We start from the raw sequence: 13,099 nt of genomic DNA, 5'->3' as shown, positions 1-13,099 counted from the left end.
GAGTTGAAGTCAATGACCGACAGGCTGGCCGAGCTCTCCGCCGCGGGTGTGGCGGTGTGGCTCGACGATCTCTCCCGGGTACGCCTGACCAGCGGTTCGCTGGACAAGATGCGCCGTGAACAGCACATGGTCGGGGTCACCACGAACCCGAGCATCTTCCAGAAGGCGCTCGCCGACGCGGACGCCTACGACGAGCAGCTGCGCGACCTGGCCGCCCAGCGCGTCACGGTGGAGGAGGCGGTCCGGCTGATGACCGCCGCCGACGTGCGCGCGGCGGCGGACGTGATGCGCCCGGCGTACGACGCCTCCAACGGCGTGGACGGCCGGGTCTCCATCGAGGTGGACCCGCGCAAGGCGCACGAGACCGAGTCGACCGTCGCCGAGGCGAAGACGCTGTGGTGGCTGGTCGACCGGCCGAACCTGTTCATCAAGATCCCGGCGACGCTGGCCGGCCTGCCCGCGATCACCCAGGTGCTCGCGGCCGGCATCAGCGTGAATGTGACGCTGATCTTCTCGCTCGAGCGCTACCGGGCGGTCATGGACGCGTTCCTGGCCGGCCTGGAGCAGGCGAAGGCGAACGGCCACGACCTGTCCAAGATCGGCTCGGTCGCGTCGTTCTTCGTCTCGCGCGTGGACACCGAGGTCGACAAGCGACTCGACAAGATCGGCAGCGACGAGGCCAAGGCGCTCAAGGGCAAGGCCGCGATCGCCAACGCCCGGCTGGCGTACGAGGCGTACACCGAGGTCTTCGGCACCGACCGGTGGAAGGCGCTGGCCGACGCCGGGGCGCACCCGCAGCGGCCGCTGTGGGCCTCCACCTCGACGAAGAACCCGGACTTCCCGGACACCATCTACGTCGAGGAGCTGATCGCGCCCGGCACGGTGAACACCATGCCGGAGTCGGTGATCTTCGCGTTCGAGGACCACGGCACCACGCGGGGCGACACCGTCACCGGCAACTTCGGCCACGCCAAGCAGGTCTTCGCGGACCTGGCGGCGGTCGGCATCGACTTCGACGACGTCGTCAAGGTCCTCGAGGAGGAGGGCGTCGAGAAGTTCGAGGCGAGCTGGAACGACCTGCTGGACGGCGTCACCAAGTCGCTGAAGGCAGCCGCCGGCGGCGCCGCGAATCCCAGCGACGCGGCCTGATCCGGACCCCTGCGCGGCCTGTCGCGGAACCCTTCGCGACAGGCCGCTCCATTGGCGAAAAACTGGCAGGATGGCAACGTGGGTAATCCGCTGCGCACCGCACAGGACCGTCGGCTCCCGCGGATCCCGGAGCCCTGCGCTCTGGTCATTTTCGGGGTCACCGGTGACCTGTCCCGTAAAAAGCTCATCCCGGCCGTGTACGACCTGGCCAACCGCGGTCTGCTACCCCCCGGCTTCGTGGTCGTGGGCTTCGCCCGGGCCGACTGGGGCGACGGCGACTTCGAGTCGCTGGCCTACGCGGCCGCCAAGAAGGGCGCCCGGACGCCCTGGCGCGAGGACGTCTGGCAACGGCTCTCCAGCCAGTTCCAGTTCGTTCCCGGCTCGTTCGACGACGACAACGACTTCGACAAACTCGCCGAGACCTTGGACGAGCTGCGCGAGCGCAACGGCATCCAGGGCAACACGGCCTTCTACTTCTCCATCCCGCCGGCGGCGTTCCCGCTGGTGCTCAACCAGCTCAACCGCACCGGGCTCGCGGACAACGCGAAGACCGGCGGCTGGCGCCGGGTGGTGGTGGAGAAGCCGTTCGGCAACGATCTCAAGACCGCGATCGCGCTGAACCAGCTGGTGGACGACGTCTTCAACCCCGACGACGTCTACCGCATCGACCACTATCTCGGCAAGGAGACGGTCCAGAACATCCTGGCCCTGCGCTTCGCGAACAGCCTGTTCGAGCCGGTGTGGAACTCCAAGTACGTCGACTCGGTGCAGATCACCATGGCCGAGGACGTCGGCATCGGCACCCGGGCCGCGTTCTACGACGCCTCCGGCGCCGCCCGTGACGTGCTCCAGAACCATCTGCTGCAGCTGCTCGCGCTGGTCGGGATGGAGGAGCCGACCAGCTTCGACCCGCAGGAGGTGCGGGCCGAGAAGCTCAAGGTCCTCAGGGCGATCAGCCTGCCGGCCGACATCGCCGCCGGCTCGGTGCGCGGGCAGTACCTTCCCGGCTGGGTCGCCGGCGAGCGGGCGGTCGGCTACCTCGAAGAGGCGAACATCCCGCGGGACTCCAAGACCGAGACGTACGTCGCGGTCCGCCTCGGCATCCAGAACCGGCGGTGGGCGGGCGTGCCGTTCTACGTCCGGGTCGGCAAGCGGATGCCGCGCCGGGTGACCGAGATCGCGATCATGTTCAAGAAGGCGCCGCACCTGCCGTTCGACCCGGCCGACGTGGAGATGTTGGGCAACAACCAGCTGGTCATCCGGGTGCAGCCGGACGAGGGCGTGGTCCTCAAGTTCGGCTCCAAGGTGCCCGGCACGGCCATGGAGGTCCGCGACATCGCGATGGACTTCCAGTACGGCGAGGCCTTCACCGAGTCCAGCCCGGAGGCGTACGAACGCCTCGTCCTGGACGTCCTGATCGGCGACCGCACGCTGTTCCCGGACGCCGCGGAGGTGGAGCAGTCGTGGCGGGTCATCGACCCGCTGGAGGCCGCCTGGGCGGGCACCACGCCGGAACCCTACCGGGCCGGTGAGTGGGGCCCGCGGGCCTCGGACGAGATGCTGGAGCGCGAGGGCCGTGCCTGGAGGCGAGCATGATCGGGCTGTGGGACACCACCGGTAACGAGGTCGTCAAGGCGCTCGCCGCGGAGCGCCGCAGCGCCGGGGGCGTGGCCTCCGGCCTGGCGCTGACCCTGATCGCGGTGGTCGAGGAGAAGAAGGTCCGCGAGGCCGAGGCGGCCGCCACCATCGCCGCCGCCGCGCACCCGTGCCGCCTGCTGATCGTGGTGCGCTCCGATCTGGACGGCCGCAGCCGGCTGGACGCGGAGATCGTGGTGGGCGGCCGGCTGGGCCCGGCCGAGGCGGTCGTGATGCGGATGTACGGCCGGCTCGCGCTGCACGCCGAGTCGGTGGTCATCCCGCTGCTCGCCCCGGACGTCCCGGTCGTCACCTGGTGGCACCAGGAGCCGCCGGACATGATCGCCAACGACTTCCTGGGCGTGGTCGCGGAACGCCGGATCACCGACAGCGCGCAGGCGCCGGACCCGGTGGCCGCGCTGCGGCAGCGGGCGGTCGACTACGCGCCCGGCGACACCGACCTGACCTGGACCCGGATCACGCTGTGGCGGACCCTGGTCGCCGGCGCCTTCGACACCACCGACGCGCAGGTGACCGGCGCACGCATCGTGGCGCCGGAGCGGGACCCCACCGCCTGGCTGATGCTCGGCTGGCTCAAGTCCCGGCTGGGCATCGAGCCGGTGCTGGAGCACACCGACAAGGCTCCGCGAATGCACTCGGTCGAGCTGCAGTGCGCCAACGGCGAATGCGTGCGGGTCACCCGCGAGGAGGGCACCGCGCTGTTCAGCCGGACCGGCCAGGAGGATCGGTACATGCCGCTGCCCAGGCGGCCGGTCGGCGACGAGCTCGCCGAGGAGCTGCGCCGGCTCGACGCGGACCAGATCTACGCGGAGGCGCTGGCCGCCATGGCCGGGACCACCGGTCTGGAGCACCGACCGGCGGCGCGGGTGCACGTCTGGAAGGACCCGGCGCTGGCGGCCCGGGCGGCCAGCACGTCCGACGCGCTGGCCGGATAGGCACACGAGGAACGACTGACAGAGGGCCGTCCGCCACGCGGGCGGCCCTTCGACAAGGAGAGCGCAGTGAGTGAGACCGTGGTCGTGGTGGTTGCGGACGCCGACATCCTGGCGTCCACGGTGGCGGCACGGCTCGCCATCCGGATCATCGACGCGCAGGCGGTGCACGGTACGGCGAGCGTGGTGCTGACCGGCGGCCGGGTGGCCGCCAAGGTGCTGGGCACGCTGCGGGACCTGCCGGCCGCCGCCGCGATCGACTGGTCCCGGGTGGACCTGTGGTGGGGCGACGAGCGCTTCCTGCCGTCCGGCGACCCGGACCGCAACGAGACACAGGCCCGTGCCGCGCTGCTGGACGCGCTGCCGCTGGACCCGGCCCGGGTGCACGCCATGCCGGCCTCGGACGGCCCGGACGGCGACGACGCGACCGCGGCCGCCGCCCGGTACGCCGCCGAGCTGACCGCGGCCGGCGACGGCGCCCTGCCCCGCTTCGACGTGCTGATGCTCGGCGTCGGCGAGGACGGGCACGTGGCCTCGCTCTTCCCCGGGCACCCGGTGCTCAAGGAGGAGGGCGCCGCGGTGGCCACCTTCAACAGCCCGAAGCCCCCGCCCACCCGGATCACGCTGACCCTGCCCACGATCGGCGCCGCCGACGAGGTGTGGCTGGTCGCGGCCGGACCGGACAAGGCCGGCCCGATCGCGACGGCGCTGGCCGGCGGCGATCTGCCGGCGGCACGGGCGAAGGGCGTACGCAGGACGCTCTTCCTGCTCGACGAGGCGGCCGCCGCGAAGCGCTGAGCGGCCTCGCCGCCGGGAAGCGCTGCGCGGTTTTGCCGCCGGGAAGCGCCGCGCGGCCTCGCCGCCGCGAAAGGCTGCGCGGTTTTGCCGCCGCGAAAGGCTGCGCGGTTTTGCCGCCGCGAAACCCTGCGCGGCCTCAGGGGCGTGACGAGATCTGCTGGACCGCCCAGCCGTTCCCGTCCGGATCGTTGAAGAAGATGAACCCGACGTTGTCCAGCGGATCAGGGGTCGGCGTCGGGTTCTCCCCCAGCGTGGTCACGTCGCTGACCTCGACCCCGCGGGCCACCAGCTCGGCGTGCGCGGCCCGGATGTCGCGGACCACCAGCTGCAAGCCCTTGAGCGACCCGGGTGGCATCTGGGGCACCGCGCCACGGCCGATCACGATGGAGCAGCCGCTGCCCGGCGGGGTCAGCTGCACGATCCGCACCTGGTCGCCGAACGCGGTGTCGTGGTCGACGTGGAAGCCGAGCTGCTCGGCGTAGAACCGCTTGGCCCGGTCGATGTCGGTGACCGGGACGATGACCACCTCGAGAGTCCAGTTCATCGACCCATGCTGCCATCCGTAGACTCCGGCAGGTGCCTGTTGCGATTCGCGCCTACCGATCGAGCGACCTCGACGCCGTCTACGACATCTGTGCCCGCACCGGCGACGCGGGCCGCGACGCGCGCGGGAAGTACAGCTCGGACCGTCTGCTCGGGGACATCTGGGCGGCGCCCTACGTGGTCCTGGAACCGGAGCACGCGCACGTGCTGGACGACGGCAGCGGCCGCCCGGTCGGTTACATCATCGGCACCGCGGACACCGCCACGTTCGTCGAGCGCTACCGCAACGAGTGGCTACCGGCCACCGCGGACCGGCTGCGCGACGGCGATCCGCGTGACGAGCTCATGCTTGAGCTGCACCGGAGCCCGGAGCGGATGTTGCTGCCCGTGCTCGACGACTACCCGGCCCACCTGCACATCGACCTGCTGCCCGAGTGGCAGGGCCGGGGGCAGGGGCGCGCGTTGATGGCCGCGTTCCTGGCCGGGCTGCGCGCCGCCGGCGTGTCCGGGGTGCACCTGGGCATGGCGCCGGACAACCACGGGGCGCGCGCCTTCTACCGGCGCATGGGGTTCCGGGATCTGCCGATCGCGGAACCCGGCGCGATCTATCTGGCCCGCGACACCGGGCCGCTTGCCGGCGAGGATCAGTCGCGGCCGCGGCGCTGACGCACCTTGGCCAGGGCCTCGGCGAGGATGGCCGCGCCGTCCTCCGCCGAGCGACGCTCCTTGACGTACGCCAGATGCGACTTGTACGGCTCGGTGCGCAGCCGCCCGGGTGGCCGTTCCCGGTCCAGCCCGGCCGGCTGGCCGCATCGCGGGCAGTCCCAGGTTTCCGGCGCCGGCACGTCCGCGGCGAACCAGATCCGGCTGTCGTGGCCGGAGGAGCAGAAGTAGCTCACCTGCCGGCGCGGCGCGGGCTCGCTGCGCTCGTCGGGGCGCATCGGGCTGGACCCGACGCGGCTGCCGCGGATGGCGCTGCCACTGGACACGTACGTCACTCCCGATCAATAAGGACGATGACGACAAAAAGCCGCGCGACCGGAGAAACCGGCCGCGCGGCAGATTGTACGACGGTTACCGCGCGTCAGGAAGGGATCGCCTGCTTGAGCCAGAAGCCGAGCCCGATGACGCAGGCGAGCCACAGCACGCCGACCAGAACCGTGTAGCGGTCGAGGTTCTTCTCCGCCACCGAGGAACCGGCCAGGCTGGAGGTCACGCCGCCGCCGAACATGCTCGACATGCCGCCGCCCTTGCCCCGGTGCAGCAGGATCAGCAGGGTCAGCAGAATGCTGGTGATGATCAGCAACACGATCAACGTGTACGCGAACGCGATCGGCATGGTCGGGTTCATTCCTCTCGAAGGGCACAGCAGCGGTCCCACAATAGCGGGTGCCCGGCCGTTTCATACGGCCGGGCACACGCCTTTCACGCTCAGCGAGCGACGTGCTCCGGGAAGCGCACGATGGAGGCGAACTCCTCGGCGTCCAGGCTCGCGCCGCCGACCAGGGCGCCGTCCACGTCCGGCTGGGCCATGATCGAGGCGATGTTCGCCGCCTTGACCGATCCACCGTACTGGATGCGCACCGCCTCGGCGACGTCGCTGCCGTACTTCTCCACCAGACGGGCCCGGATGGCGCCGCAGACCTCCTGCGCGTCGTCCGGCGTCGCGGTCTTGCCGGTGCCGATCGCCCAGACCGGCTCGTACGCGATCACGATCTGCTTGATCTGGTCTTCCTTGAGCCCGTCGAGGCCCGCGTCGACCTGGGCCAGCACGTGCGTGACCTGGTTACCGGCCTCCCGGATGTCCAGGCCCTCACCGACGCAGAAGATCGGGGTCAGGCCGGCCGTGAAAGCCGCCTTGATCTTCGCGTTGATCAGCTCGTCGGACTCGTTGTGGTACTCGCGGCGCTCGGAGTGCCCGATCACCACGTACGTGCAGCCGAGCTTCGCCAGCATCGCGCCGGAGATCTCCCCGGTGTACGCGCCGGACGCGTGCGCCGAGATGTCCTGGGCGCCGTACACGATCGCCAGCTTGTCGCCCTCGATCGCGGTCTGCACGGTGCGCAGGTCGGTGAACGGCGGCAGCACGACCGCCTCCACCGCCTCCAGCTGCTCGCCGGTCAGGCTCGCCGCCAGCTTCTGGACCAGCAGATTCGCCTCGAAGTGGTTGAGGTTCATCTTCCAGTTGCCGGCGATGATCGGCTTGCGGGTCACGTCACCCATCACTTCTCCAACGCGGCGACGCCCGGCAGCGTCTTGCCCTCGAGGTACTCCAGGGACGCGCCCCCGCCGGTGGAGATGTGGCCGAACGCGGACTCGTCCAGGCCGAGCGTACGGACCGCGGCGGCCGAGTCGCCGCCGCCGACGACCGAGAAGCCGTCGATCTTGGTGATCGCCTCGGCGACGCCCCGGGTGCCCGCGGCGAACGGGGCGAGCTCGAAGACGCCCATCGGACCGTTCCAGAAGACGGTCTTCGCACCGGCGATCGCCGAGGCGAAGAGCTCCACCGACTTCGGGCCGATGTCCAGGCCGAGCCGGTCGGCCGGGATCTCGGACGCGTCCACGGTGACGTGGTCCGCGTCGGCCGAGAACTCGGTCGCGGCGACCACGTCGACCGGCAGGACGATCCGGCCGGCCGCCTGCTCCAGCAGGCCCTTGCAGGTGTCGATCATCTCGGCTTCGAGGAGCGACTTGCCCACCTCGTGGCCCTGCGCCTTGAGGAAGGTGAAGCACATGCCGCCACCGACGAGCAGCTTGTCCACCTTCGGCAGCAGCGCCTGGATCACGGCGAGCTTGTCCGACACCTTGGAACCGCCGAGCACGACCACGTAGGGCTGCTCCGGCGCCTCCGACACCTTCTTGAGGACCTCGACCTCCTTGAGGACGAGGCCACCGGCGTAGTGCGGCAGGCGGGCCGGCACGTCGTACACCGAAGCGTGCTTGCGGTGCACGGCGCCGAAGGCGTCGTCGACGTAGAAGTCGGCGAACCGGGCCAGCTCGTCGGCGAACGCGCCGCGCACGGCCTCGTCCTTCGACGTCTCGCCCTCGTTGAAGCGCAGGTTCTCCAGCAGCAGCACCTGGCCGTCCTGCAGCGAGGCGACCGCCTGCCGGGCCTCCGGGCCGACGGTGTCGTCAGCGAAGACCACCGACGAGCCGAGCAGCTCGGCCAGCCGCGTGGCGACCGGGCGCAGCGTGTACTTGGGGTCCGGCGCGCCCTTCGGGCGGCCCAGGTGGGACGCCACGATCACCTTGGCGCCCGCGTCCCGCAGCGCGATCAGCGTCGGCAGCACCGCGCGGGCGCGGCCGTCGTCACTGATCACGCCCGGGTTGTTCTTGTCGAACGGGACGTTCAGGTCGGCGCGCACGAAGACGCGCCGACCCGAGACACCCTCGCCGAGCAGGTCGTCGAGAGTCCGCATGACTGATCAGGCCCCGACGAGCTTGACCAGGTCGACGAGGCGGTTCGAGTAGCCCCACTCGTTGTCGTACCAGCCGACGACCTTGACCTGGTTGCCGCCGATGACCTTGGTCAGGCCGGCGTCGAAGATGCAGGAGGCCGGGTCGGTGACGATGTCCGCGGACACGATGGCGTCCTCGGTGTAGGTCAGGAAGCCCTTGAGCGCACCCTCGGCGGCAGCCTTGATCGCGCCGTTGACCTCCTCGACCGTGGTGTCACGGGCGGCGGTGAAGGTCAGGTCGGTGGCCGAGCCGGTGGGGATCGGCACCCGCAGCGCGAAGCCGTCCAGCTTGCCCTTGAGCTCCGGCAGCACCAGGCTGACGGCCTTGGCGGCGCCGGTCGAGGTCGGCACGATGTTCAGGGCAGCGGCGCGGGCGCGACGCAGGTCCTTGTGCGGGCCGTCCTGCAGGTTCTGGTCCTGGGTGTACGCGTGGATCGTGGTCATCAGACCCTTCTCGATCCCGATCGTGTCGTTCAGGACCTTCGCCATCGGGGCGAGGCAGTTGGTGGTGCACGAGGCGTTCGAGATGACCGTGTGCTTGGCGGCGTCGTACAGGTTGTCGTTGACGCCCATCACGATCGTGATGTCCTCGTTCTTGGCCGGCGCCGAGATGATGACCTTCTTCGCGCCCTTGTCGACGTGCGCCTTGGCCTTGGTGGCGTCGGTGAAGAAACCGGTCGACTCGATGACGACGTCGGCACCCAGGTCGCCCCAGGGCAGGTTGTTCGGGTCACGCTCGGCGAACGCCTTGAAGGTCTTGCCACCGACGGTGATCTCGTCAGCGGTGGCCTTGACCTCCTCGCCCAGGCGGCCAAGGATGCTGTCGTACTTCAGCAGGTGCGCGAGAGTGTTGTTGTCGGTGAGGTCGTTCACACCGACGATCTCGATGTCCGCACCGGAGGCGAGCACCGCCCGGAAGAAGTTACGGCCGATACGGCCGAAGCCGTTGATGCCAACCCGGATGGTCACAGGTGGTCTCCTCGTTTCGGTCCGCCGGATTCTGCGACCGGCGGAGGGTCTCGTGCCGGCCGCGTGGAGGCAGGCACAGGGGGCGTCCGGCCGCCGCGCCCGTCGGAGCGAGAACGCCGCAGCAGAGACATTGGCGGCGTCACAGCGGGGTTCGGCCGAACTGCCGGCACCGTCGCCGTCACCAGTGACCCTATCCGAGACCACCCGTCCGGGCCGCAGCGGGGCGCGACCTGAACGTTATCTAAAACGGATCACCGCGACGTCGCCGTCGCCTCCTTGAGCCTTCCCCGGACACCGCCCGGCGTTAAGGACCAAAGGTCCCGCAAACCCGGGCACACCTTCCCCGGCGGGGCCGGTGGCACAGGTCTGCCCCGGGCCGCCGGGCCGACGGTCCGTCCGCCTTCTCCACGGTACGAACAACGAGTCCGATGTGCAGCCGGAAGGCACGTTCCGCCCGCGGAGGCACCCGATGAGCCACCCCGGCATCCGACCGGGTGACCGAGATCACCGAAATCGGTGACCGTCGGTCAGCAGGCCATCATCTCCGGGGTGACGGCCGCCTCGGTGTCCGGGATGCCGAGATCACGGGCCCGCTTGTCGGCCAGCGCCAGCAGCCGCCGGATCCGCCCGGCGATGGCGTCCTTGGTCAGCGGCGGGTCGGCCAGCGCGCCCAGCTCCTCCAGCGACGCCTGCCGGTGCTCCAGCCGCAGCTGCCCGGCCGAGGTCAGGTGGTTCGGAGCCTCGTCGGCGAGGATCTCCAGCGCGCGGGTGACGCGGGCCGCGGCGGCCACCGCCGCACGGGCCGAGCGCCGCAGGTTCGCGTCGTCGAAGTTCGCCAGGCGGTTCGCGGTGGCCCGCACCTCGCGGCGTACCCGGCGCTCCTCCCAGGCCAGCACACTGGAGTGCGCGCCGATCCGGGTGAGCAGCGCGGCGATCGCGTCCCCGTCCTTGATCACCACCCGGTCCACGCCGCGGACCTCCCGCTCCTTGGCGGTGATCCCGATCCGGCGGGCCGCGCCGCGCAGGGCGAGCGCCGCCTCCGGCCCCGGACAGGTGATCTCCAGAGCGCTGGAGCGGCCCGGCTCGGTCAGTGAGCCGTGCGCCATGAACGCGCCGCGCCAGGCGGCCACCGCGCAGCAGACGTTCGCCGACACCACGTGCGGCGGCAGGCCACGGACGGGACGGCCGCGCACGTCCAGCAGCCCGGTCTGGCGGGCCAGCGCCTCCCCGTCCTTGACGATCCGGACGATGTAGTGGCTGCCCTTGCGCAGGCCACCGGAGGCCAGCACGTGCACCTCGCTGGGGTAGCCGTACACGTCGGCGATCTCCCGGCGCAGCCGGCGCGCCACCGCGCCGGTGTCCAGCTCGGCCTCGACGACCACCCGGCCGGAGACGATGTGCAGGCCGCCGGCGAACCGGAGCAGGGACGCCATCTCCGCCCGGCGGCAGCAGGGCTTGGGCACGTCGACCCGGCTCAGCTCGTCTTTGACCGCTGCCGTCATCGCCATCGTGTTGTCACCTCATGCGCCGGATCTTGGACAGTGTGTGCCGCACTTACGCCAGTAATTAACGAGCGGCGCCCAATACTGGCACCAGTGCAACACCCAGTGCCTCAGGATCATGCCGTGGGCTCCCGTCGTCGACGGCGACGGGTGCCAATACCAGCTCGGCTCCCATCCGCTGGGCGGCCGCGCGCACCGGTTCCGGCTCGCCGGCCCATTTCACGTCGGCCAGCACCGCGTCCACCCGCAACTCGGGCAGGTAGCGCTGCAGGGTGACGAGGTGGCCGGCGGCGGAGAGCCCGTGCGTCTCCTTGTCCGTGCCCAGATTGAGGGTGACCAGGCGGCGGGCCGGGCTGGCCACGATGGCCCGGGCCAGGCCGGGCACCAGCAGATGCGGCAGCACGCTGGTGTACCAGCTCCCCGGCCCGAAGATCAGCCAGTCGGCGGCCAGCACCGCCTCCACCGCCTGCGGGCAGGCCGGCGGGTCGGCCGGCTCCAGGCGGACCGCCTCCACCCGGCCGTCGGCGACCGCCACCGAGTGCTGGCCGCGCACGGTCACCGTGTCACCCGGACGGGCCGGGTCGGTGCCGGCCACATCCGCCTCGATGCCGACCGCGTGCAACGCCATCGGCAGCACCCGCCCGCACGCGCCGACCATCGCGGCCGCGTGGTCCAGCGCCCGCACCGGGTCGCCGAGCATCTCCATCAACCCCAGCAGCAGCAGGTTGCCGACCGTGTGCCCGGCCAGGGTGTCCTTGGAACGGTCGGCCCGCCGCTCCAGCCGGGGCCCGCGGACGACCGGGGGCAGGTGCCCGGCGCCCGGCTCGGGCATCGCCACGAACCGGTGCTGCATCAGCGTCGCGGTCAGCTGCGTCGTGGGATGCTCGTCGGCCAGCGCCGCGAGCGCCTGGCGCAGGTCGCCCGGGGGCAGCAGGGCGTCCCGCTCGACCCGCAGGCGGCCGCTGGAGCCGCCGTCGTCGCCGACCGTGACGATCGCGGTCAGGTCCAGCTCCAGTTCGGTGGCGGCGTGCCGCAGCGCGCGCAGCGAGGCGCTGAGCCCGTGCCCGCCACCGAACGCCACCACGCGGATCGGCCGGTCCGCTCGGCCGCCGACCGCGGCGGTCACTCGCGCCCCAGGTCGCGGTGCGAGGTGTGCGCCGACAGGCGCATCCCGCTCAGCCGCGACGTCAACTCCTCGGCGATCGCCACGCTGCGGTGCTTGCCACCGGTGCACCCGATGGCCACGGTCAGGTAGCGCTTGCCCTCCCGCTCGAACCCGGGCGCGGTGGCCGCGATCAGGCCGGCGTAGGTCGCCACGAAGTCGGTGGCGCCCTCCTGGCCCAGCACGTAGCTGCTCACGCCCTCCTCCAGGCCGGTGTGCTCGCGCAGCTCCGGCACCCAGAACGGGTTGGGCAGGAACCGGGCGTCGAGCACGTAGTCGGCGTCCGGGGGCAGGCCGTACTTGAAGCCGAAGGACAGCACGGTGATCCGTAGTTTGCGGGCGTCCTCCCCGCCGAACAGCTCCTCCACCCGGCGGCGGAGCTGGTTGACGTTCAGGTGGCTGGTGTCGATGATCACATCGGCCTGCTCGCGTGCCTCGGCGAGCAGCTTGCGCTCGGCGGCGATCCCGTCGGCCAGCCGGCCGTCGCCCTGCAGCGGGTGCGAACGGCGCACCGACTCGAAGCGCCGGATCAGCACCTCGTCGTCGGCGTCCACGAACACCACCCGCGGCGAGAAGCCGCGCTCCTTGAGCGCCCGCACCGCGCCGGCCAGGTCGGTGGAGAACGCGCGGCTGCGCACGTCCAGCACCATCGCGGTACGCCGGGCCGCGCCGCCGGCGGCGAAGGCCAGCTCGGCCATCTCCAGCATCAGCGCCTGCGGCAGGTTGTCGACCACGTAGAATCCGACGTTCTCCAGGGCCCGGGCCACCGTGCTGCGGCCACCCCCGGACAAGCCGGTGACCACCACCAGGTCGGTGCCGGCCTCGTCCGGGTCGACCACGTCGCCGGATCCGAACTCGGACATCGCTTCCGTCACGCACGCCTCCCGCGTCGCCTCGCCCGCTCCCCTGTCGGCGGACACAACATGGTAG

Annotated in this window: 14 protein-coding genes; 5 read left to right on the top strand and 9 right to left on the bottom strand. The window is 71.3% G+C overall.

Annotated features, from left to right (window positions below):
* The first annotated feature begins 12 nt into the window (after window positions 1–12).
* From tal to pgl, 4 genes are all read left to right on the top strand, one after another.
* A complete protein-coding gene (gene tal / locus ACTEI_RS08675; RefSeq protein ID WP_122977175.1) occupies window positions 13–1,149 on the top strand; it encodes a transaldolase in 1,137 nt (378 codons plus the stop codon).
* 78 nt (window positions 1,150–1,227) lie between these two features.
* Complete coding sequence (gene zwf, locus ACTEI_RS08670; protein WP_122977174.1) at window positions 1,228–2,745, top strand: glucose-6-phosphate dehydrogenase; 1,518 nt, start codon at window positions 1,228–1,230, stop codon at window positions 2,743–2,745.
* A complete protein-coding gene (locus ACTEI_RS08665; RefSeq protein WP_122977173.1) occupies window positions 2,742–3,740 on the top strand; it encodes a glucose-6-phosphate dehydrogenase assembly protein OpcA in 999 nt (332 codons plus the stop codon). Before zwf ends, ACTEI_RS08665 begins: the two co-directional genes overlap by 4 nt.
* A 66-nt stretch (window positions 3,741–3,806) precedes the next feature.
* Window positions 3,807–4,535, top strand: coding sequence for a 6-phosphogluconolactonase (gene pgl, locus ACTEI_RS08660; RefSeq protein ID WP_122977172.1), 729 nt, complete (start codon window positions 3,807–3,809; stop codon window positions 4,533–4,535).
* A gap of 136 nt (window positions 4,536–4,671) precedes the next feature.
* Here the strand turns inward: pgl and ACTEI_RS08655 are convergent, their stop codons facing one another.
* Window positions 4,672–5,079 carry a VOC family protein gene (locus tag ACTEI_RS08655; RefSeq protein ID WP_122977171.1) on the bottom strand — a complete coding sequence of 136 codons (408 nt, stop codon included), beginning with the start codon at window positions 5,077–5,079 and terminating at the stop codon, window positions 4,672–4,674.
* Between the two features lie 32 nt (window positions 5,080–5,111).
* On the opposite strand from ACTEI_RS08655, the gene ACTEI_RS08650 reads away from it, so the two are divergent.
* Window positions 5,112–5,744: a GNAT family N-acetyltransferase gene (locus tag ACTEI_RS08650; protein ID WP_122977170.1), complete on the top strand. Its 633-nt coding sequence runs from the start codon at window positions 5,112–5,114 to the stop codon at window positions 5,742–5,744.
* On the opposite strand, the gene ACTEI_RS08645 is transcribed toward ACTEI_RS08650, so the two are convergent.
* The 8 genes from ACTEI_RS08645 to rapZ form a co-directional block, all read right to left on the bottom strand.
* Complete coding sequence (locus ACTEI_RS08645) at window positions 5,723–6,067, bottom strand: RNA polymerase-binding protein RbpA (RefSeq protein WP_122982002.1); 345 nt, start codon at window positions 6,065–6,067, stop codon at window positions 5,723–5,725. The two genes, ACTEI_RS08650 and ACTEI_RS08645, sit on opposite strands and share 22 nt — an antisense overlap.
* A gap of 95 nt (window positions 6,068–6,162) precedes the next feature.
* Window positions 6,163–6,417 carry a preprotein translocase subunit SecG gene (gene secG / locus ACTEI_RS08640; protein WP_122982001.1) on the bottom strand — a complete coding sequence of 85 codons (255 nt, stop codon included), beginning with the start codon at window positions 6,415–6,417 and terminating at the stop codon, window positions 6,163–6,165.
* A gap of 92 nt (window positions 6,418–6,509) precedes the next feature.
* The gene (tpiA, locus tag ACTEI_RS08635) at window positions 6,510–7,301 is read right to left on the bottom strand and encodes a triose-phosphate isomerase (RefSeq protein WP_122977169.1); all 792 of its coding nucleotides are present in this window, start codon (window positions 7,299–7,301) and stop codon (window positions 6,510–6,512) included.
* A complete protein-coding gene (locus ACTEI_RS08630) occupies window positions 7,301–8,497 on the bottom strand; it encodes a phosphoglycerate kinase (protein ID WP_122977168.1) in 1,197 nt (398 codons plus the stop codon). The genes tpiA and ACTEI_RS08630 overlap by 1 nt, the downstream gene beginning before the upstream one ends.
* A gap of 6 nt (window positions 8,498–8,503) precedes the next feature.
* Window positions 8,504–9,505 carry a type I glyceraldehyde-3-phosphate dehydrogenase gene (gene gap / locus ACTEI_RS08625; RefSeq protein WP_122977167.1) on the bottom strand — a complete coding sequence of 334 codons (1,002 nt, stop codon included), beginning with the start codon at window positions 9,503–9,505 and terminating at the stop codon, window positions 8,504–8,506.
* 527 nt (window positions 9,506–10,032) lie between these two features.
* Window positions 10,033–11,013, bottom strand: coding sequence for a DNA-binding protein WhiA (gene whiA / locus ACTEI_RS08620; protein ID WP_122977166.1), 981 nt, complete (start codon window positions 11,011–11,013; stop codon window positions 10,033–10,035).
* Window positions 11,014–11,071: 58 nt separating this feature from the next.
* A complete protein-coding gene (locus ACTEI_RS08615; RefSeq protein WP_170206129.1) occupies window positions 11,072–12,133 on the bottom strand; it encodes a gluconeogenesis factor YvcK family protein in 1,062 nt (353 codons plus the stop codon).
* On the bottom strand, window positions 12,130–13,032 hold the full coding sequence (rapZ, locus tag ACTEI_RS08610) for an RNase adapter RapZ (protein WP_122977165.1): 903 nt from the start codon (window positions 13,030–13,032) through the stop codon (window positions 12,130–12,132). Before rapZ ends, ACTEI_RS08615 begins: the two co-directional genes overlap by 4 nt.
* Window positions 13,033–13,099 lie beyond the last annotated feature (67 nt).

It is taken from the genome of Actinoplanes teichomyceticus ATCC 31121 (assembly GCF_003711105.1).
Lineage (GTDB): Bacteria > Actinomycetota > Actinomycetes > Mycobacteriales > Micromonosporaceae > Actinoplanes > Actinoplanes teichomyceticus.
This window is presented reverse-complemented; position numbering and strand designations above follow the sequence as displayed.